This is a genomic window from Flavobacterium sp. 90 (genome assembly GCF_004339525.1).
In the GTDB taxonomy this organism is placed as follows: domain Bacteria; phylum Bacteroidota; class Bacteroidia; order Flavobacteriales; family Flavobacteriaceae; genus Flavobacterium.
In genome coordinates, this window is record NZ_SMGE01000001.1 from 447,619 (window position 1) to 468,483 (window position 20,865).

The following is a 20,865-nucleotide window of genomic DNA, read 5'->3' on the forward strand; positions in this document are numbered from 1 at the left end:
TAAATAAAGAAAAATCATTCAAAAAAATGAATTTTAGATAACATATATTTCATATTTTTAGCAACAAATTTGCAAATAAACTATGAAAAAAGCCCTATTCCTACTCTTTCTGAGTGTATTTTTAACAAAAACATACGCGCAGGATTACTTTCCAGTTAATGAGACTGTTCATAATACAAACAAAAACTACACTGTTTTTACCAATGCCACGATTTATGTAACCCCAACGCAAAAAATCGAAAAAGGAACTTTACTAGTTCAGGACGGAAAAGTTGTTGCCGTTGGAAATAATATCGCGATTCCTAAAAACAGCATTTCGATTGATCTTGCAGGAAAAACAATTTACCCTTCGTTTATAGATATCTACACTAGTTTTGGAGTCGAAAAACCAAAAAGCAATAATAGATATGATCAAGATCCTTTGTACGATACTAAAAGAGTTGGTTATTACTGGAACGAAAGTATTCGTCCTGAAGTAAATACTTATGAAACTTTTAAATACGATCAGCCAAAAGCCGAAGAATTATTAAAAGCCGGTTTTGGTGTTGTCGGAACTCATATTCCTGACGGAGTTGCACAAGGAACCGGAATTTTGGTCGCCTTGAATAATGCCGAAAACAATAAACGAATTATTGCTAATAAAATCACCAATCACTTAGCTTTTTCGAGAAGTGCATTGACAAATCAAGCTTATCCAAGTTCCTTAATGGGAATGATGGCTTTGCTACGCCAAATGTATTTAGACCTTGATTGGTATAAAAAAGGTAATTCTGAAACTAAAGATTTGTCTTTGGAAGCTATGGCAAACAATGAAAAATTAGTTCAAATTTTTACCGCAGAAGATAAATTGAACAGTTTAAGAGCCGCTAAAATTGCGAAAGAATTTGGTTTAACTTATATTCTAAAAGGTAGTGGAAATGAATTTGAAAGAATCGACGAAATCAAAAACACTAACGCTAAATATATTATTCCGATAAGCTTTCCTGAAGCTTACGATGTTTCAAATCCGTATTTATCAAACCAAATCGAATTGGCTGATATGCGTTTTTGGAATCAGGCGCCAACAAATCTAAAAGTACTTTCAGACAACGGAGTTATTTTTGCTTTAACAACTGATAAATTAAAAAAGACAGAAGATTTTAAGCCTAATTTATTGAAAGCCATTAAATATGGTTTTGATAAAACAAAAGCTTTAGAGGCTTTGACTACAATTCCGGCAGCAATTCTTGGGAAAAGTAATGAAGTTGGAAGTTTAAAAACGGGAAGTTTTGCCAATTTTGTGATTACTTCCGGAGAAATTTTCGATGAAAAAACTATTCTATATGAAAACTGGGTTCAAGGAACCAAATATGTTGTTAATGATATTAATGCCAAAGATATTCGCGGTAATTATGATTTAACCGTTGGAAAAGATAGTTATAAATGGAAAATTGACGGAACTGCTGAAGCTGCAAAATCAGAAATTACTACAGCTGATGCTAAAAAGGTAAACAGTACTTTTTCTATTTCTAAAAACTGGGTTTCGCTATTGATTAAACCATCTGATACTATCAAAGGTAATTTTACACGTTTAACAGGATTTGTCGAAAAACCGGAAAAATTATCCGGAAAAGCGATATTACCAAACGGAGATGAATTGGTTTGGACGGCTTTAAAAACAAGTGCATTTGTTGCTGTAAAAGATTCTTCTAAAGTAGAGAAACCAAATCCAATTGTTCCAACAACTTTCCCAAACATTGCTTTTGGTGATTCTAAAAAGTTAACAGCTCAGACTTTATTATTCAAAAATGCTACGGTTTGGACAAACGAAAAAGACGGTATTTTAACTGAAACTGATGTTTTAATCAAAAACGGAAAAATCGCCGCTGTTGGTAAAAATCTTTCAGACGCATCTGCTACTGTTATTGATGCAAAAGGCAAACATATCACAAGCGGAATCATTGACGAACACTCACATATTGCAATTTCGAGAGGTGTTAACGAAAGCGGACACAACTCTACTGCCGAAGTTACCATTGAAGATGTTGTAAACTCAGAAGACATTGATATATACAGAGATCTTGCCGGAGGTGTAACAACTTCTCAATTACTACACGGATCTGCAAACCCAATTGGTGGTCGTTCTGCAATCGTAAAATGGAAATGGGGTGCTGCACCTGATGAAATGTTATACAAAAATCAACCTAAGTTTATCAAGTTTGCTTTGGGGGAAAACGTAAAACAAGCCAATTGGGGAATTGATAATCCGACTCGTTTTCCGCAAACCAGAATGGGTGTTGAGCAAGTTTTCACCGATTATTTTCAACGTGCTAAAGAATATGACGAAAGCTGGAAAAAATTCAATGCAGGTTCTAAAAAAGGAAAAGCTCCAAGAGTAGATTTAGAAATGCAAACTTTAGCAGAAATTATCAATAAACAACGCTTTATTACTTGTCACTCTTATGTAGAATCTGAGATTTTGATGTTGATGAATGTTGCGGAAAAATTCAATTTTAGAGTAAACACATTCACGCATATTCTTGAAGGTTATAAAGTTGCTGATAAAATGAAAGAACACGGAGTTGGTGCTTCGACTTTCTCAGATTGGTGGGCTTATAAATTTGAAGTAAATGATGCAATTCCGTTTAACGGACCAATTATGCATAACGCAGGTCTTGTTGTTGCTTATAATTCTGATGATTCCGAAATGTCAAGAAGATTAAATCAGGAAGCTGCAAAAGCAGTTAAATACGGAAATATTTCTGAAGAAGATGCCTGGAAATTTGTAACTCTGAATCCTGCTAAATTATTACATATCGATGATAAAGTAGGAAGTCTAAAAGTGGGTAAAGATGCTGATGTTGTTTTATGGAGCGATAATCCTTTGTCTATTTATGCCGTAGTTGAAAAAACAATTGTTGATGGTGTTGTCTATTTTGATATTCAAAAAGATGCCGAAAAACAATTGGCAATTACCAAAGAAAGAAGCTTGTTGATTGGACAAATGCTGTTGGAGAAAAACAAAGGAATGGTTACACAAGCGCCTACCAAAAAAGAGAAAGTAGAATATCACTGTGATACTTTAGAGCAATAATTTAAGCGTTAAAAAATCAGAAAAGATAAAAAACAGATATCATGATCAATAAAAACATCTATATAATATTGCTCTTATTTTGTGCTTCGGTACACATAAAAGCACAACAAATACCAGCACCCAAACAAAGCAAATCGGTTTTGATTCTAAATGCAACGGCGCATTTAGGTAACGGAACTGTTATTCAAAATAGCGCGATTGGATTTAAAGACGGTAAAATTACTTTGGTTGCGGATGCTACAACTATCAGACTTGCGGCAAATGCTTATGACACAACAATTAATGCAAGTGGGAAACACGTTTACCCCGGATTTATCGTTCCTAACGCGACATTAGGTTTAGTCGAAATTGACGCTGTAAAATCATCAGACGATCAGGAAGAAATTGGAAGTTTTAATCCGAATGTGAGAAGTATTATCGCTTATAATTCTGAATCGAAAGTAGTAGAAACTGTTCGTCCAAATGGTGTTTTGATCGCTCAGGTTACACCTCGCGGTGGCCGAATTTCAGGAAGCTCTTCAGTAGTACAATTAGATGCCTGGAGCTGGAGTGATGCTATTATAAAAGAAAATGACGGAATTCATCTTAATTTTCCATCTGGTTTTAGAAGATCGGGAACTTGGTACGAACCGGGAATTATCGAAGCCAATAAAGATTATCCTAAACAAGCTGAAGAAGTTGCTACTTTTCTAAGAAATTCAAAAGCATATAATCAAGATACGCCAAAAGAACGAAACCTGGTTCTGGAAGCTACAAAAGGACTTTTTGACGGAACACAAACACTTTATATTCATGCCGATGAAGAAAAACAAATCGTAGATGCTATACAATTAGCCGTTGACAATCAAGTCAAAAAGATTGTTATTGTAGGCGGATTCGAAGCTTATAAATCTGCTGATATTTTACAAAAATATAATGTTGGTGTTCTCCTAAGACGTGTTCACGAATTGCCTACAAGCGACGATCAAGACGTAAATTTACCATATAAAATGGCTAAAATACTTACTGATAAAGGAATTGTTGTTGGTCTTGAAAATAGTGGTGATCATGAACGTATGAGTGTTAGAAACCTTCCGTTTTTAGCAGGAACTTGTGCCGCTTTTGGTTTGGATAAAGAAAAGGCGTTACAACTTATTACTTCAAATACAGCAAAGTTATTAGGTATAGACGATACTTGTGGTACATTAGAAGCTGGAAAAGATGCTACGCTTTTTATCTCAGAAGGCGATGCGCTTGACATGAGAACTAATAAATTGACAAGTGCATTTATTCAGGGAAGAACCATTAATCTGGAAACCTTTCAAACCAAATTGAATGATAAATTCAAAGCAAAATACAACCAGAAATAAACAAACCATTTTTATAAAAAAGGCATCATTTGAAAAATTCATCTGATGCCTTTTTTATTTATAATTCTAATTATTTTGAATGTTTCACTAATTATTTAGACAGAATTACTCTTAAAAATAGAAATATTCTCACGCTTTTTTGTTAACAAATCTTTCAAATATCTCAAAATCTATTTTTTTGATTAACAAATTGTAAATTTTAAGTTCATTTTAACAAATACACGCAAAATTTAGGGGGTCAAATTTAAAAATTAACAAAAATTAACCATTGAACTGTATTTTTTATAGGGGTGTCAATTGATTTTATACTTTTATAAAAAATTTAAAACTAAATAACTATGCGAAAAATTATTTTAAGTGTGATTCTTATCACTATTTTGGTACTAACCTTTATTTCGAACTTTATCCTGACTGACAACCCAATTCCGGCTGAAGCTGTAAAGTTTGATACAGGAGATACAGCTTGGATGATCGTAGCAACTGCATTTGTATTGCTTATGACACCAGGACTAGGATTTTTCTACGGAGGAATGGTAGGTAAGAAAAACGTTATCAGCACCATGCTACAAAGTTTTATGGCAATGGTAATTGTTACTATATTATGGGTTATTGTTGCTTTTGGCTTAGCTTTCGGACCAACTATTGGCGGAATCATTGGAAATCCACTTCCAAATTTATTCTTTCAAGGCGTTGGTACTAGTACTGCCTGGAGTCTTGCACCAACAATTCCTTTCATGTTATTCGCATTATTTCAAGCAAAATTTGCCATCATTACTCCTGCATTAATTACAGGTGCTTTTGCAGAGCGTGTACGTTTCTGGGCTTATTTATTATTCATGGTTTTATTTATATTAATTATATACGCTCCATTAGCACACATGACGTGGCATCCTGATGGATATTTCTTTAAAATGGGAGTTCTAGACTTCGCTGGTGGAACTGTAGTACACATGAGTGCTGGTTGGGCTGCATTAGCAGGAGCGATCTTCTTAGGAAAAAGAAAAGTTCAAAAAGTAAATCCTGCAAGAATCACTTATGTATTATTAGGAACAGGTTTATTATGGTTTGGATGGTTTGGTTTCAACGCAGGTTCTGCTTTAGGATCTAACGGTTTAGCTGTACAGGCTTTAGGAACTACAACTGTTGCTGCTGCCGCTGCTGCAATGGCATGGGTTTTCCTTGATAAAATCATCGGACATAAATTATCTGCACTTGGAGCTTGTATTGGAGCTGTTGTAGGTCTTGTTGCTATTACTCCTGCTGCAGGTTTCGTAAGTATTCCTCATGCTATTTTCATAGGAGCTTTTGCTGCAATCGTTAGTAATATTGTAGTAAGCAAATTCCCTAAAGGAAAAATTGATGATGCATTAGATGTATTTGCTTGTCACGGTGTTGGTGGTATGGTTGGTATGTTGTTGACAGGAGTTTTTGCTTCAAAAGCAATTAACCCAGCTGTTGGAGATAATCAAGGTTTGATTTTCGGAACTCCAACTTTATTTATCAATCAATTAATTGCTTTGGTTGCGGTTTCAATCTTTGCTTTTGTAGGCTCATATATTTTATTCTTTGTTGTAAATAAAATTACGCCACTAAGAGTTACTGAAGAAAAAGAAGAATTAGGATTAGACATCTCTCAACACGGAGAATTCTTATAAGAAATTAAATCCCCCCTTTTGCCTAAATAAAATCCCTCTGAGTTTTAGCTTAGAGGGATTTTTGTTTTCAAGAAGATGTAGTAGAGGAAAGATTATAGAAGCAAGATGTTAGAAGCAAGAATATAGAGTAAAGAAAATAGAATATAGAGATTAGATAATAGATTTTAGAAAATGACTAAATAAAAAAGCACTCTCAGTTTGTTACTAAGAGTGCTTTTTACTTTGAATTAATTTCAACCCTTTATTATAATTTTAGATTTCAGATTGTAGATTTTAGATTTCCGTATAAACTATTGTCTATTTTCTATACTCTAAAATCTATTATCTTGCTTCTTAAAAAGACCTATTTAAAATTCCCAATTCCTTCTTTCAGCCAATGCAAATATTCATCAGCGCTAACATAACTAATCGTAGGTTTTGAACTGTTTAGGTTCTTTCCTTCCAAGTCAGTTATAACATATAAAGGCTGTGTATTTGTTTTATATTTTGAGATCATAAAATCTGTCCATTTATCACCAACCGTAATAATTTTATCACCAGATTTAGTTACAAACTGCTCTTCTATTGGCAATTCACGTTTATCATCTACATAAAGCGAAATCAAAACAACCTCATTTTTTAAGATTGGTAAAATAGTTGGTTCAGACCAAACATTGTTTTCCATTTTTCGGCAATTTACACAAGCATAACCTGTAAAATCAAGCATAATTGGTTTATTGATTGATTTTGCATAAGCTAATCCATCTTCGTAATCATGAAAAACCATAATCCCATGTGGACCTAATTCTGCTCCGTCAGGTAAACCTTTTGCCGATTCTGCACTAACATTTGAATTTGACGAACCACCTACTCCAAACGGACTTTCGCTATATTGTGGTGGTGGTGGAAAAGCACTGATTAATTTCAAAGGCGCTCCCCAAAGTCCAGGAATTAAATATACTGTAAACACAAGCGTAAGCAATCCTAAATACAATCTGCCTACAGAAATATGATGCAACGGACTATCGTGTGGCAATGAAATTTTTCCGAATAAATACAATGTCAGAGCTGCAAAAATGGCGATCCAAATTGCGATAAATACTTCTCTTTCTAAAAAGTGCAATTGAAGCACTAAATCAGCATTTGATAAAAATTTAAACGCTAATGCTAATTCTAAAAATCCTAAAACTACTTTTACTGTATTCAACCATCCACCAGATTTTGGTAATGAATTTAACCATCCCGGGAACATTGCAAACAACATAAAAGGTAAGGCTAATGCCAATGAGAATCCTAACATTCCAACTATCGGAGCGATTCCACCGTTTGAAGCTGCTTCAACTAATAATGTTCCAACGATTGGTCCTGTACAAGAAAAAGATACAATTGCCAAAGCCAAAGCCATAAACAATATCCCAACTAATCCGCCTCTGTCTGCTTGTTGATCTGCTTTGTTTGCCCATGAATTTGGTAACATAATTTCGAAAGCTCCCAAAAACGAAGTAGCAAAAATGATCAATATCACGAAGAAAATTAAGTTAAACCAAACATCTGTAGACAAAGCATTTAATGCATCTGCACCAAATACTTTAGTAACAATTAAACCTAGAACAACATAAATAGCAATTATTGAAAAACCATAAATAATAGCATTTCTAATTCCTTTTGCCCTGCTTTTACTTTGTTTCGTAAAGAAACTTACCGTCATTGGAATCATCGGGAACACACAAGGCGTCAACAATGCAGCAAATCCCGAAATAAACGCTACGAAAAAGATCGACCATAAACTTCTTGTTGGAGCTGGTGCAGGAATTTCTTCTTTTGCCGGAGCTTCAGCAACTTCAGTTTTTGAAGTCTCTGTTTTAGCAGTTTCTACAACTGGTTTTACCGTATCAACAGCCAAACCTGTAACTTTAGTTTCATCTAATTTTGATTCTGCTACAGTTGCAACTGCGTCCATTTTGAAAGTAGACGGAATTGCTATTGAGAATTTTTTATTCGAATTGATACAAACTTCTTTACAAACCTGAAAATCAAAATCAACATCAACCGTTTTTAAATTTGGGTTAATGATTTTTATTTCCTGTTCGATATGAGCTTTACCTTCAAAGAAAGTTTCGTTTACTCCAAAAACGTCATTAAAAGCAGTTTTTGTTTTTCCTTCTTTGGCTTTGCCAACAAGTTCATAATTTCCTTTTTGATTTTTAAATGTAATTTCCAACGCAAGCGGACCACCTTCTGGAGTAAACTGCGAATACATATGCCAGTCTTTTTCGATTGTTCCATCAAAAACCAAAACAGCATTGTTTCCTGATTTTTTTTCAATTTTAGAAGTCCATTTTACCGGCTCCAGAATTTGAGCATTCCCTTTTGCAAAAGCAAACAAGAAAAGCAGTAAAAATAAAATGTGTTTAGTCCAAGTATTTTTCGGCATTATCGTTTGATGGTATTGATTAAATTTCATGATTGTAATTCAATTTTAAGTATTCTATTTGTGGTATTCTCAATTTTAAAGCGTTCGTCCTGTCTGATTCCAATAACCCAAACAATTTGATTATCAGAACACAAAATCCATATTTTTTCTTTTTCAATCAGTGATAATTTCTCATCTTTAAAAAGCTTACTTACTTTTTTAGACTTTCCCTGCATTCCAAAAGGATGAAAAACATCCCCTTCATTCCATTTACGCAAAATCAAAGGGAATTGGATTTTTTCAGCGTCCACAAATATAGCTTTATTTGAATCTATAGTAATGTCGTCTACTTGACAAAGCCTTAATTTTAAGGGAAAATTAACGTCTTGGTCACTTTCCTGAATTTCAAATTCTTCTTTCTCTGAGATTTCAGAAATTGGACTCAAAATCAACGTATCTCTGTTTTTCAACAATCTAAATTCAGCCGAAATTACTTGCTTTCCTGATTGACTATCTACCAAATCATAAATATCATTCCAAGCCAAAAAGCCAAATTCATTCAGCCATTGATACAAATAGGATTTATAATTGGGTAGTTTTTTTAGTTGATTTAGATCAAAATGTATATCATCACCAACTTCACTTGCCACCTGTTGATAAATCATAATAGACGCATCTTCAACCATTATTTGAGATTCCTGCAAATAAGATTGTGTTTTTTGAAAAGCATTCAAAAAGTTGGGATTGATTTCTTTTAACATCGGAACTAAATCATGTCGAATTTTATTCCGAAGATATTTATTGGACGCATTGCTGCTGTCTTCTCGCCAGTCGATATTATTTTCCTGCGCATATTTCAGGATTTCGTCTCTGGAAAATGGCAAAAGCGAACGAATAAGTCGGTCATTTTCTTCCGGAATTCCAATTAATCCGTCTAATCCCGTTCCTCGCGTTAGATTAATTATAAAAGTTTCGAGATTATCATCGGCATGATGCGCTGTTAAAATATAGTCGAAATTCTCAGTTTCCAGAAGTTCATAAAACCAACTGTATCGCAACTCGCGTGCTGCAACCTGAGTCGATAATTTATAGTCTTTTGCAAAAGCTTCGGTATCAAATTGTGTAACAAAAACAGGAATTTCATTTTGATCACAATAATTCTGAATAAAACTCTGATCGCCAAAACTTTCTAATCCGCGCAATTGAAAATTACAATGCAAAACGGCAATTTCATACGGTAATTGCTGTAATAAATGCAATAAAACCATACTGTCTAATCCGCCGCTAACTGCTAGAAATAGTTTTTTATTTTCCAAAAATGGAAATCTGGACGAGATGTGATTTTGAAATTTTGAAAACATGTGATAAAAGTAGAAAATTAAATTCGATCTATTTTTAAATGAATTGTTAAGCGTGTGTTTTTGCCATGAATTTTATTTTTTTTTTGCCACGAATTACACGAATTTTATCGAATTATTTTCTCGCAGATTATGCATATTTATTTTTCTTGCCACTGATTAAAATGATTTACACAGATTTTTTAATCATTTTTAATCTTTTAATCTGTGGCTAATATTTTTTTCGCCGCGAATTTCACAAATTAGCACGAATTTCTTTTTCTCGCAGATTATGCATATTTATTTTTCTTGCCACTGATTAAAATGATTTACACAGATTTTTTAATCATTTATCTTAGCGTAGTCCCTAAGGGACATTTTTACTAAACTTTTATTCTTTCTTTTTACCAATATTTAAATCCTAACGGATTATATCTCGTAGAGATTATATATTGGTAAAAACACAAAGACAATCACTGAATAATGTCGCGTAGGGACTACACTATAATTCATAACTACCAATCGCGAAAAAAATTTGTGTTAATTCGTGTAATTCGTGGCGAAAAAAATTACTGCAAAACCTCATGCATCGCTTTCGCCTTCAATAAACATTCTTCGTATTCTTTTTCAGGAATTGAAAGCGATGTAATGGCGCTTCCAACAGAAAATGAAACATATTTATTTTCCTGATTGTACAAAATACTTCTTATTACAACATTAAAATCAAAATCACCTTCGGGAGTAAAATATCCAACTGATCCGCTGTATAATCCGCGTTTTGTTTCTTCCAGATTTTCGATGATATTCATAACCGAAATTTTTGGCGCTCCGGTCATACTTCCCATTGGGAAAGTCGTTTTCAGAACTTCTATTGGTGAATATTGAGGATCTATTTTAGATGTTATAGTCGAAATCATTTGATGCACTTGCAGAAACGAATAGATTTTACAAAGCTCTGTAACTTCAACAGAACCTTTTTGTGCGGTATGCGACAAATCATTACGAACAAGATCTGTAATCATAATATTTTCGGCACGTTCTTTTGCGTCGGATTCTAAATATTGTTTTGATTTTTCGTCTTCTATTGGATCTGAAGATCGTTTTGAAGTTCCTTTTATAGGTTGGGAAATCAAAGTTTCTCCTGATTTTTTCAGATATCTTTCCGGTGAAGCCGAAAGTAAATATTGTTTGTGATTTTTGAAGAAAACCGAAAAAGGCGCTTGTGAAATGGCATTCAGTTTCTCAAACTTTTCTAATGGATTTATAATCGCATTTTCAGCAAAAAATTCCATACAAAAATTAGCTTCATACATATCTCCTTTATGAATATGATCAAGCATTTTTGTTACTTTTTCTACATATAAATCTTTTGAAATTCTTTGTTCAATTTCCAAAGATTCCTGACTTCTAACTTCTAACTTTTCACTTTGAACAATTTCCTCAAAATCATCTTCAACCTCATCATCACAAAGAAATAAATATTGAATTTCAAGCTGATTTTCTTTCAATAAGAATATTTTTTTTGGCTGAAAGAAAAACATATCCGGAAAATCTAAACCATCAAAATTAGCTGATTTTAAATCTTCAATATCATTTTTCAGATCGTAAGTCAAATACCCAAAAAGCCAGTCTTTTGTAGTTTGCTGATATTGTTTAAGATCTTCAAAAGCATTATGAAAATCGGTTTTCAAAGATGTAAAAGCATCTACAGCCAACACACAATTGAAGTTTGAATATCCTTGTGGATAAGAATTACTGTCCAAAAAAACGACCTCACGAAATTGTTGTGACCAAGCTAGAAGTTGTTGTTTAAACTGCTCTGGATTTGAAATATGCTTATGAATTGAAACTCTCAAAAATGGGTAAATTTTAGACTTCAAAATTACGACAAAAAAAATCCTTCAATAAAATAATCCTCAAAAAATATTGGCTTTCCGCAATTACGGAGAAAACCTAAAATAAAACATTAAAACTGTTAATAAAACAACAATTTCGTAAGGAAAAATTCGTTATATTTGATATAGCATTATTGAAATCTTAAAATAAGATTATAAAGATGGTAAAATTCTCAATAGAACAGCTTTAAAATTGGACTTTCACTTTATTAGAGAATTTAGATTGTAACGTTTTCCAAAAATAAATTATACATTTTTAACCCATTAAAAATTCTAGTATTATGAAAATTGCTACCATTATTGTCCGTGTTTTGATTGGTCTGTTGTTATTGTTTGCCTCTATTAGTTTCTTCTTTCATTTAATGCCTGAACCTCAAACAACGGGAGATTTCAAAGCCTTTAATGTTGGTTTGATGGCTTCTACTTATTTGATGCCTTTAGCAAAATCAATAGAATTACTTTGCGGAATTGCTTTTGTAACAGGACGTTATGTAACATTAGCCAATATTTTGATTTTACCTATTACGGTAAATATCTTGTTTATCAACTATTTTCTTACTCCGGATGGTTTGCCAATTGCGATTTTATTATTTCTGGCTAACCTATTTTTGATTTACAGATATTGGGATAATTACAGAAGTGTTTTCACTGCATAAATCATTTTCGAACTAAAATAAAAGAAACCCGACAGCCTATAACTGTCGGGTTTCTTTTTCAACCTCTTTTGTCATGTTTTACCCAGACAAGATCTAAAACGTTATAACCTATTTCCTGGGCTTTAATTAGAAAATCAGCTTTGATACTTTCCGGAATAGTCGTTTCTCTCGAAAGTATCCACATATATTTTAAACTCTCGCCGGCAACAAGAGCATATTTGTAATCTGCGTCAATCGCAATTATATTATAACCGGAATAAAAAGGACCAAAAAATGAAACCTTAAGCATACCTACATTGTCCTTTTTGACTAACTTGGCTTTCCCGATGCTTTCCTCCCATTTGTCTTTTTTGACATTATAGCCCCTGTTATCAACTTTAATCGTGCCGTTATCGTTCAAAGAATATTCGGCAGTTACGTTGTTTAAACCTTTTTCCCATTTATAATCTAATCTTGCAATTTCAAACCATTTTCCCAGATATTTAGCTTTGTCAAAATTAGAAATTGCAACAGCTTTTTTCGGAATATTTGAACGACAGGAATAAAGTATAAATGCAATTCCTGCTCCAAGTAGAATTGGAGTTATATATCTATTTTTCATAATGTTATCTTTTAAAGAAGTAAAGATAACATCTGAAATACACATCTAATTTACAAAATTTTTATTGAATTTTACATTTTCTGACGTTAAGATTAAAAGAATAAAATCAAAAATTCTAAATATTTTTACTAAACACTTATATTTAACTAAAACTTTAGCTTTCGATGAAAAAATATCTTTTTGTAGTTCTGTTACTTTGCGTTAATTTTTCGAGATCACAATCCATAAAATCCGTTGATTCTCTAAATGTTGAAATCTGCAAATCCCTTGTTCAGAATAAAGATTTGAACAATGAAATAAGAATTAACACCATCAACAAAGCGCATATAAGCCCTTATTTGGCAAGATTCACAGATAGTATAACTCAGAAAACAGTTTTTGAACAAATCTTTTTCAGGTTACAAAAAAACTGCAATGAATTTGTGGCGCTTTTTCCAAATAAAGCCAAAGAAAGCAGTTGGGCAATGCAAAATGAAAAACCTGTTCAAAAAATAACCAAAGAGCAATGCAATCATTTTAATACTCTTTCAAAATACTATTATTTCGAAAATGATGGCAATATTGTAGAAGTAACTTTAAGTGATAATTTATGGACCGAAAATTTTTATGACGGGACTTTTTCAAAACTAACTTTTCGAAAAAAAGGAAGCTGCGAATTTGAACTTGAATTCATCGAAAGCAACAATATATCGAGAAAGAACTTAAGCATTAAAGGCGATAAATACTTGTATAAATTGTATGATGAAGAAAATGAAACCTACAGCGTATACACTCAAAACAAAGAAACTTATTATACTTTTAAAATTTTAAAACAATAAAAAAACCGCCGAAATTAATATCTCGGCGGTTTTTTAAATTATAATTCTACGTAAATTATACGTGTAATGCTCTGTTATCAGTTGCAGCCAAAGCTGCTTCTTTTACCGCTTCCGCGAAAGTTGGATGCGCATGACTCATTCTTGAAATATCTTCAGCAGACGCTTTGAATTCCATTGCTGTAACTGCTTCTGCAATTAAATCAGCTGTACGAGCTCCAATCATGTGAACTCCTAAAACCTCATCAGTTTTAGCATCAGCAATGATTTTTACAAATCCGTCAAGATCTCCACTTGCTCTTGCACGCCCTAAAGCTTTGAAAGGGAAACTTCCAACTTTATATTCTGTTCCTGTAGCTTTTACCTGCTCTTCAGTTTGTCCAACTGCAGCAACTTCCGGCCAAGTGTAAACTACACCAGGAATTAAGTTATAATCGATATGTGGTTTTTGACCAGCTAAGATTTCAGCAACCATAGTTCCTTCTTCTTCTGCTTTGTGCGCCAACATTGCTCCACGAACAACATCACCAATTGCATAGATATTAGGAACATTAGTTTGTAAATGATCGTTTACTTCAACTTGTCCTCTGTCTGAAATTTTAACTCCTGCTTTGTCAGCGTTTAATCCGTCTGTGTATGGACGACGACCAACAGAAACTAATGAATAATCTCCTTCAAGAGTGATTGTTTCTCCTTTTGCATTTTCAGCCTGAACTACCACAGCATCGCCGTTTCTTTCTACTGATTTTACTTTATGAGAAACGTAGAATTTCATTCCTTGTTTTTTCAATACTTTAGTCAATTCTTTAGACAATGAACTATCCATTCCAGGAATAATTCTGTCCATGAATTCTACTACAGAAACTTGCGCTCCTAAACGTAGGTAAACTTGTCCAAGCTCGATTCCGATAACTCCACCACCAATAATTACTAAGTGTTTTGGAACTTCTTTTAAAGCCAATGCTTCTGTAGAAGTGATGATTCTTTCTTTGTCAATTTTGATAAATGGCAAAGAAGATGGTTTTGAACCTGTAGCAATTACAGCATATTTAGTTTCGATAGTTTCAGATGTTCCGTCAGCTTTTGCAACTGCAATGTGCGTTGCGTCTTCGAAAGAACCTAAACCATTGAAAACAGTAATTTTATTTTTATCCATTAAGTAGTTGATTCCACCTACGGTTTGATCTACAACTGCTTGTTTACGAGCAATCATTTTCTCTAAATTGATTTTTACATCTCCCGAAACTTCGATTCCGTGATCTGCAAAATGTGCAATTTCAGCATAATGATGAGAAGAAGATAATAGTGCTTTTGAAGGAATACAACCTACGTTAAGGCAAGTTCCGCCTAATGAATTATATTTTTCTACAATTGCAGTTTTGAAACCTAATTGTGCGCAACGAATTGCTGATACATATCCGCCAGGACCTGAACCTATAATGACTACGTCAAATGAACTCATAGTTTGTCTATTTTATTTTTAGCGATACAAAATTAAGGAATAAAGTTTTGTTTAAAGTTTAAATCTCAATGTTTTTTGTGTGAAATTTAAGGGACGGTTTTTACCAAGAGGACTCTTAGATCAGAAGCTTTTTTTTGGATTGCGAATTTTAATGTAAGGTTTACTAAGTTTTGTTTTTTTAGTCTCGCGAAGACGCAGAAGCGCAAAGTTTTTTTTTAAAACAATGATTCTATCGTACTATTTGTCATTTCGACGAAGGAGAAATCTCCACAAGAAGCTCGACAAAGATTGGATTTTCGTTGCGGAGCTACTTACGAAGATTTCTCCTTCGTCGAAATTGTAGATGTTAGATATTTCGGTAACAAAATTTAACTTTAATAAATTTTGTTACGATGAGAAATAATAGTCAGGATTCCACTTTAGAGCGGAACTACTTAGAGAAGTATCGTTTTCTAATAAAAGAATATGAACAGGTAAAAAATAAAACTCATCCTTTGTATAAAAAAGCAATGGATTTTTATGCAGCAAATAATACTTGCCGAAAGAGTTTTTTAAAGTATTATAATCGCTTTAAACAAAGTGGGAAATCTATTGATTTATTGCCCCAAAAAAGAGGTCCCAAATATAAAACAAGACGTCCTTTGCCTTTTATAGAGCAAAAAGTAATTGCATTACGAGAAAAAGGAAACAACAAATATGAAATTGTTAGTATCTTAAGGCCCAAATTAGGGAAGCATACACCATCATATTCAGGAGTTTATAATATTTTAAAACGCAATAAAATAAATAGATTAACTCCGAAGATTAAAAAGAATCATCAAAAAATAATCAAGGAAAGAATGGGACAACTTGGTCATATTGATTGTCATTATTTGAGCAAAAGTATAATTAAAGGGGAAAATAAAAATCGCTATTTAGTTTGTGTAATAGATGATTACAGTCGAATTGCCTGGGCTGAATTAGTTTCTGATATTACCAGTTTAACAGTTATGTTTGCGGCATTGAAATGTTTAAACATCCTAAGTGATCATTATGAAATAAAATTTGAAGAGATATTATCTGATAATGGAGCTGAATTTGGACCTAAAACAAGCAAAGTGAAAAATAATCACCCTTTTGAGAGGATGTTAATGGAATTAGGTATTGTTCATAGGTACACAAAACCCTACAGACCACAAACTAATGGTAAAGTTGAACGCTTTTGGAGAACTCTTGAAGATGATTTATTGAGAGACACAGATTTTGATTCTCATGAAGAATTAAAAGAAGAATTATTGCAATACTTATATTATTATAATCATGAAAGACCACATCAAGGTATTGATGGAAAAAAACCAATCGAAATGATAAATCCGTTACCGAAATAAGTAACCTTTACAGAAATGACAAAAACTTTGCGCCTCTGCGTCTTTGCGAGATTATTTTTAAAACTTCAGAAACTCATCCTGTATTAGACGCACTGCAGTGCGTCTCTACGGAAAACCTTTGTTCCTTTGAACCTTCCGCAAAAAACTCATCCTGTGTTAGACGCACTGCTGTGCGCCTCTACGGAAAACCTTTGTCGCTTTGATCCTCTGAAACTTTGAACCTCTTTTCTAAGGTTTTCTTTGTGGATTTCTTGACGTATGAAAAACTGAATAAACGATTACTTCATTTTTGATAATTTCATAAATAATTACAAACGGAAATTTAACCAAAGTTAATTCGCGAAAACCTGGTTCTTTCTTTATTTCAAATAATTCCGGATGTAATTTTAAAACTTGTAGATGTGATTTTAAATACGTTAGAAATTGCTTTCCCAAACCTTTCCTTCTACTTTCATAAAATTCAACAGATTCATCAATTTCATTTTCTGCTAAGGGTAAAATTTTGATCTTAAAAACCATACTTAGCATTCAGGCGCTGTTCTACTTCTTGCCATGAACTAGCTTCCTTTTCGTTTGAGAGATATTTTTCTCTTTCTTCAGCAACTAAGTCATAATGAGCGTCTGAAACAATTGATTTCTTTTCGTCATGATTTATGGCATCAAAAACACTTTCTAAAATTTCTAATTTAGAATCATCTTCTATGAATTTTCCAAAATCTTTTATGAGTTTACGTCTCAGTTCTTTCGTTTCCATTTCATTTGTATTTAATTCAAATTTAAGTCTTTTAAGCTTTGGATTTTGTTAAGATGATTTTCTTTTTAATTAGAGCATCCTTTCTGCCGGACCGCGCCTTCCTCCTATAGTTTCTCTTTCACCTTTCACAAATTCAACCAATTGGTAAATTACATGAACAAGCTCATACTGATTACACCAATAATCTTCAATTTTTCCGAATGTTTTATAGTCAGAAATATTAAATCCTTCCTCAATATCATTATACCAAATTATTTGATGCCCAAAAATAGCGACAACCCAGAAACCACCTCCCATTTCACCACATTCTTTCTCCTCCCATTTTATTGGTTCAATTTTAATCAGATTCCAGTAGTTTTTTAATTCTTCTTCCAGAATTCTTTCTGTTTTCTGAATTTCATTAAAGAGTTCATCAAATGATATTGGTTCCCATTCTTCCATTATTATAGGTGTTTATTATTAGTTTTAAATTTAAAGAATTTCATTTCAGGATTGTAAAAATTTTTCTCGCAGATTTTGCAAATTAAGCAGATTTTTTTTTCTCTAAAAATCAAAAAGTTATTAGGATTCATCCTGTGTTAGACGCACTGCTGTGCGTCTCTACGGAAAACCTTTATTCCTTTGAACATTTGCAACTTTGAACCTTCCGCAAAAAACTCATCCTGTGTTAGACGCACTGCTGTGCGCCTCTACGATAAACCTTTGTCCATTTGAACCTCTGAACCTTTGCACCTAAACCTTTGCACCTAAACCTTAGAACCTCAGCAACTCAGAACCTCAGTACCTTTAAAAAACAATCGTTGAATTCTTTACTTCACTAATCATAAACATACTTTGTGTGCTACCAATATGCTGTAACGTTGTGAGTTTTGTTACTAAGAATTCGCGATAAGCTTCCATATCTTTTACTAATACTTTTAGGATATAATCGTAATCGCCGCTTACGTGATGGCATTCTAAAACTTCGTTGAGTTTGATGACTTCGCTTTCGAATTTGGTTAGGAATTCTTTAGTATGCTGAATGAGTTTTAAATGACAGAAAACCACAAATCCTTTTTCCATTTTTGATTTGTCGACTAACGCTACGTAGTTTTTGATTATTCCTTCGCGCTCTAACTTTTTGATTCTTTCATACACGGCAGTTACCGAAAGATTGAGTTTTAGAGACAATTCTTTGGTTGTTTTTTTACTGTCGGTTTGTAATAAAACCAAAAGTTTTTTGTCCGTGGCGTCTAAAGTCATTTTTGAGTCATTGCGAGGAACGAAGCAATCTCATCCTCTGATTATTTATTGCTTTCTGAAAGAAAATCTATTGATTTGGATTTTCTGAATCAAATTTAGAATAATAATCTTTACAAATACACTATTGTAGTTTTAAAATCTAATTATTAAACACATCATTGATTAATTTTCTAATAAGATGTTATTTTGAATAGAATTTAATTTTGAAACTGAGTGCCTAGCCCTGATAGAAGTGGAAAGCCCGGAGTAAAAAAGGCAAAAGTTTCTTGTTCTAAAAAAGCGACCAGCGGAAGCTCTTTTTTGAACATTAGAAACTTTGCATTTTTTATGTCCCGATAGCTATCGGGATGAAGTGGATAGCAGGAAATAGCTCTTAAAAATTCCAAAAAATAAATTCCAACACAAACGCAAAACCAATACTAACAAACGGGATGAGATTGCTTCGTTCCTCGCAATGACATAAAAAATGAAAAACTTTAATCCAGCTGATAAAATTCAGGACTTACAATATTTTGGGGAATTTGGGGGTGTGAATCCATCGATTTCTGATTCTTCGACTTATACATTTTTATCGGCAAAAACTATGTTCGATACTTTTGAAGGTAATATGGAAGGCTGTTATTTGTATTCGCGCCATTCTTCGCCAAGTAATTTGTATCTGGATCAAGCTTTGGCAGCGATGGAAGGAACGGAAACTGCAAATGTATCGGCATCAGGAATGGGCGCAATTACGCCTACATTATTACAATTGTGCGGCGCTGGCGATCATATCGTTTCAAGCAGAACAATTTATGGCGGAACTTATGCCTTTTTGAAGAATTTTACGCCTCGTTTTGGGATTGAAACAAGCTTTGTAGACATTACTAAACTTGATGTTGTTGAAGCTGCAATTACTGCAAACACGAAAGTTTTATACTGTGAAACAGTAAGTAATCCGTTATTAGAAGTTGCCGATATTGCTGGTTTGGCTCAAATTGCTAAAAAGCATAATCTGAAATTGGTTGTTGATAATACGTTTTCGCCGTTGTCGGTTTCTCCTGCAAAATTGGGTGCTGATATCGTGATTCATAGTTTGACAAAATACATTAACGGAAGCAGCGATACAGTTGGTGGCGTGACTTGTGCATCGAAAGAATTTATCAATTCGCTTAAAAATGTGAATTCTGGAGCGAGTATGCTTTTGGGACCAACTATGGATAGTTTGCGATCTGCTTCGGTGATGAAAAATCTTCGAACGCTTCATATTAGAATCAAACAACACAGTCATAATGCGCATTTTTTGGCAGATCAATTTGAAAATGATGGTTTAAAAACGGTTTATCCGGGATTAAAAAGCCATCCGAGTCATGAATTATACAAAACGATGATTAATCCGGAATATGGTTTTGGCGGAATGCTGACGATTGACGTTGGAACTTTGGCTAAAGCCAATGAATTAATGGAGTTGATGCAAGCGCGAAACCTTGGATATCTAGCGGTAAGTTTAGGATTCTACAAAACATTATTTAGCGCGCCCGGAACTTCGACTTCTAGTGAAATTCCGCTTGAAGAACAACACGAAATGGGATTGACGGATGGTTTAATTCGTTTCTCGATTGGTTTGGATAATGATATTCAGCGTACTTATGAAATGATGAAGCAATGCATGGTGGAACTTGGAATTTTATAGATTTTAGCCCGCAGATTTTGCTGATTTTACTGATTAACGCAGATTTAATTTCACATACTAAATCTGCTAAATCTGCGAGAGAAAATTTAGAAATCCAATAAAAGCAAAAGCCGTTCTTTATAAATAAATTTCATAGCGATTTACTAAAGATTTTTTTTACGCAGATTGGGCGGATTACGCTAGTCTATTATAGGAATCTATAAAACTGCTAAAACTGCAGGATCTGCGCGAAAAAAAGTTTAGCCACTAATGGCACGAATTTTCACTAATTAGAAATCTTCAAAAGGAAAAATTCGAGAAAATTTGTGGAATTCGTGGCGAAAAAAAATACAGTTTCTTACAAAAACAAAACACTTCTTTATAAATAAATTTGCACAATTTTTTATTAGGTTGTTTAAATCCGCTGGAGTCTTCTCTAAGCGGATTTCTTGTTTTAAAAACATTACTCACTCATTTTCAAATAATTAAAAACATAATAAGTCAATTTATTAAAATAAACCAACAAATTCTGCGAATAAAGTTTTTTTCTTCGATAATCATAAAAAGTTTTAAACACTAAAACGTTGTAGTTAATCAATTTCAGATTATTAAATAATTT

The 20,865-nt window shown here is 33.2% G+C and carries 16 protein-coding genes; 7 read left to right on the forward strand and 9 right to left on the reverse strand.

Translation table 11 applies throughout. The annotated features are described in order from the left end of the window. The first annotated feature begins 82 nt into the window (after positions 1-82). The 3 genes from C8C83_RS01935 to C8C83_RS01945 all read left to right on the forward strand — a co-directional run bounded on the left by C8C83_RS01935 (position 83) and on the right by C8C83_RS01945 (position 6,077). Positions 83-3,073, forward strand: coding sequence for an amidohydrolase family protein (locus C8C83_RS01935; RefSeq protein ID WP_121326189.1), 2,991 nt, complete (start codon positions 83-85; stop codon positions 3,071-3,073). Between the two features lie 41 nt (positions 3,074-3,114). Further along, positions 3,115-4,422 (forward strand): amidohydrolase family protein, encoded by a 1,308-nt coding sequence (locus C8C83_RS01940; protein WP_121326190.1) that lies wholly within the window; start codon positions 3,115-3,117, stop codon positions 4,420-4,422. Between the two features lie 338 nt (positions 4,423-4,760). Continuing rightward, on the forward strand, positions 4,761-6,077 hold the full coding sequence (locus C8C83_RS01945) for an ammonium transporter (RefSeq protein ID WP_121326191.1): 1,317 nt from the start codon (positions 4,761-4,763) through the stop codon (positions 6,075-6,077). Positions 6,078-6,420: 343 nt separating this feature from the next. Here the strand turns inward: C8C83_RS01945 and C8C83_RS01950 are convergent, their stop codons facing one another. The 3 genes from C8C83_RS01950 to C8C83_RS01960 form a co-directional block, all read right to left on the reverse strand. Next, positions 6,421-8,520 (reverse strand): cytochrome c biogenesis protein CcdA, encoded by a 2,100-nt coding sequence (locus C8C83_RS01950; RefSeq protein ID WP_132011636.1) that lies wholly within the window; start codon positions 8,518-8,520, stop codon positions 6,421-6,423. Continuing rightward, on the reverse strand, positions 8,517-9,830 hold the full coding sequence (gene tilS, locus C8C83_RS01955; protein ID WP_121326192.1) for a tRNA lysidine(34) synthetase TilS: 1,314 nt from the start codon (positions 9,828-9,830) through the stop codon (positions 8,517-8,519). Before tilS ends, C8C83_RS01950 begins: the two co-directional genes overlap by 4 nt. Before the next feature lie 545 nt (positions 9,831-10,375). Next, the gene (locus C8C83_RS01960) at positions 10,376-11,662 is read right to left on the reverse strand and encodes an anthranilate synthase component I family protein (protein WP_121326193.1); all 1,287 of its coding nucleotides are present in this window, start codon (positions 11,660-11,662) and stop codon (positions 10,376-10,378) included. 320 nt (positions 11,663-11,982) lie between these two features. Between C8C83_RS01960 and C8C83_RS01965 the strand changes: the two genes are divergently transcribed. After that, the gene (locus C8C83_RS01965) at positions 11,983-12,357 is read left to right on the forward strand and encodes a DoxX family membrane protein (RefSeq protein WP_121326194.1); all 375 of its coding nucleotides are present in this window, start codon (positions 11,983-11,985) and stop codon (positions 12,355-12,357) included. Between the two features lie 58 nt (positions 12,358-12,415). On the opposite strand, the gene C8C83_RS01970 is transcribed toward C8C83_RS01965, so the two are convergent. Next, complete coding sequence (locus tag C8C83_RS01970) at positions 12,416-12,958, reverse strand: lipocalin family protein (RefSeq protein WP_121329919.1); 543 nt, start codon at positions 12,956-12,958, stop codon at positions 12,416-12,418. A gap of 164 nt (positions 12,959-13,122) precedes the next feature. Here C8C83_RS01970 and C8C83_RS01975 point away from each other — a divergent pair, with 164 nt between their 5' ends. Then, a complete protein-coding gene (locus C8C83_RS01975) occupies positions 13,123-13,776 on the forward strand; it encodes a hypothetical protein (RefSeq protein WP_121326195.1) in 654 nt (217 codons plus the stop codon). 55 nt (positions 13,777-13,831) lie between these two features. On the opposite strand, the gene lpdA is transcribed toward C8C83_RS01975, so the two are convergent. Then, the gene (gene lpdA, locus C8C83_RS01980) at positions 13,832-15,235 is read right to left on the reverse strand and encodes a dihydrolipoyl dehydrogenase (RefSeq protein ID WP_121326196.1); all 1,404 of its coding nucleotides are present in this window, start codon (positions 15,233-15,235) and stop codon (positions 13,832-13,834) included. A 392-nt stretch (positions 15,236-15,627) separates the two neighbouring features. Between lpdA and C8C83_RS01985 the strand changes: the two genes are divergently transcribed. Further along, entirely contained in the window at positions 15,628-16,602 is a 975-nt protein-coding gene (locus C8C83_RS01985) for an integrase core domain-containing protein (RefSeq protein ID WP_121326054.1), read from the forward strand. A gap of 228 nt (positions 16,603-16,830) precedes the next feature. On the opposite strand, the gene C8C83_RS01990 is transcribed toward C8C83_RS01985, so the two are convergent. The 4 genes from C8C83_RS01990 to C8C83_RS02005 form a co-directional block, all read right to left on the reverse strand. Then, positions 16,831-17,121 (reverse strand): type II toxin-antitoxin system RelE/ParE family toxin, encoded by a 291-nt coding sequence (locus C8C83_RS01990; protein WP_121326197.1) that lies wholly within the window; start codon positions 17,119-17,121, stop codon positions 16,831-16,833. Next, positions 17,111-17,356: a hypothetical protein gene (locus C8C83_RS01995; protein WP_121326198.1), complete on the reverse strand. Its 246-nt coding sequence runs from the start codon at positions 17,354-17,356 to the stop codon at positions 17,111-17,113. Before C8C83_RS01995 ends, C8C83_RS01990 begins: the two co-directional genes overlap by 11 nt. Before the next feature lie 69 nt (positions 17,357-17,425). Then, positions 17,426-17,797: a hypothetical protein gene (locus C8C83_RS27320; RefSeq protein WP_199735279.1), complete on the reverse strand. Its 372-nt coding sequence runs from the start codon at positions 17,795-17,797 to the stop codon at positions 17,426-17,428. A 345-nt stretch (positions 17,798-18,142) separates the two neighbouring features. Beyond that, the gene (locus tag C8C83_RS02005) at positions 18,143-18,598 is read right to left on the reverse strand and encodes an Lrp/AsnC family transcriptional regulator (RefSeq protein ID WP_121326199.1); all 456 of its coding nucleotides are present in this window, start codon (positions 18,596-18,598) and stop codon (positions 18,143-18,145) included. A gap of 466 nt (positions 18,599-19,064) precedes the next feature. On the opposite strand from C8C83_RS02005, the gene C8C83_RS02010 reads away from it, so the two are divergent. Further along, positions 19,065-20,267, forward strand: coding sequence for an aminotransferase class I/II-fold pyridoxal phosphate-dependent enzyme (locus C8C83_RS02010; protein ID WP_121326201.1), 1,203 nt, complete (start codon positions 19,065-19,067; stop codon positions 20,265-20,267). The last annotated feature ends 598 nt before the right edge of the window (positions 20,268-20,865 follow it).

Excerpts from the sequence above, each read along its gene's own strand:
- tilS (WP_121326192.1), bottom strand. The coding sequence starts at position 9,830 with ATGTTTTCAAAATTTCAAAATCACATCTCGTCCAGATTTCCATTTTTG.
- C8C83_RS01945 (WP_121326191.1), top strand. The coding sequence starts at position 4,761 with ATGCGAAAAATTATTTTAAGTGTGATTCTTATCACTATTTTGGTACTA.
- C8C83_RS01985 (WP_121326054.1), top strand. The coding sequence starts at position 15,628 with ATGAGAAATAATAGTCAGGATTCCACTTTAGAGCGGAACTACTTAGAG.
- C8C83_RS01970 (WP_121329919.1), bottom strand. The coding sequence starts at position 12,958 with ATGAAAAATAGATATATAACTCCAATTCTACTTGGAGCAGGAATTGCA.
- C8C83_RS01935 (WP_121326189.1), top strand. The coding sequence starts at position 83 with ATGAAAAAAGCCCTATTCCTACTCTTTCTGAGTGTATTTTTAACAAAA.
- C8C83_RS01965 (WP_121326194.1), top strand. The coding sequence starts at position 11,983 with ATGAAAATTGCTACCATTATTGTCCGTGTTTTGATTGGTCTGTTGTTA.
- C8C83_RS01975 (WP_121326195.1), top strand. The coding sequence starts at position 13,123 with ATGAAAAAATATCTTTTTGTAGTTCTGTTACTTTGCGTTAATTTTTCG.
- C8C83_RS27320 (WP_199735279.1), bottom strand. The coding sequence starts at position 17,797 with ATGGAAGAATGGGAACCAATATCATTTGATGAACTCTTTAATGAAATT.
- C8C83_RS01940 (WP_121326190.1), top strand. The coding sequence starts at position 3,115 with ATGATCAATAAAAACATCTATATAATATTGCTCTTATTTTGTGCTTCG.
- C8C83_RS02010 (WP_121326201.1), top strand. The coding sequence starts at position 19,065 with ATGAAAAACTTTAATCCAGCTGATAAAATTCAGGACTTACAATATTTT.
- C8C83_RS01995 (WP_121326198.1), bottom strand. The coding sequence starts at position 17,356 with ATGGAAACGAAAGAACTGAGACGTAAACTCATAAAAGATTTTGGAAAA.
- C8C83_RS01990 (WP_121326197.1), bottom strand. The coding sequence starts at position 17,121 with ATGGTTTTTAAGATCAAAATTTTACCCTTAGCAGAAAATGAAATTGAT.
- C8C83_RS01950 (WP_132011636.1), bottom strand. The coding sequence starts at position 8,520 with ATGAAATTTAATCAATACCATCAAACGATAATGCCGAAAAATACTTGG.
- lpdA (WP_121326196.1), bottom strand. The coding sequence starts at position 15,235 with ATGAGTTCATTTGACGTAGTCATTATAGGTTCAGGTCCTGGCGGATAT.
- C8C83_RS02005 (WP_121326199.1), bottom strand. The coding sequence starts at position 18,598 with ATGACTTTAGACGCCACGGACAAAAAACTTTTGGTTTTATTACAAACC.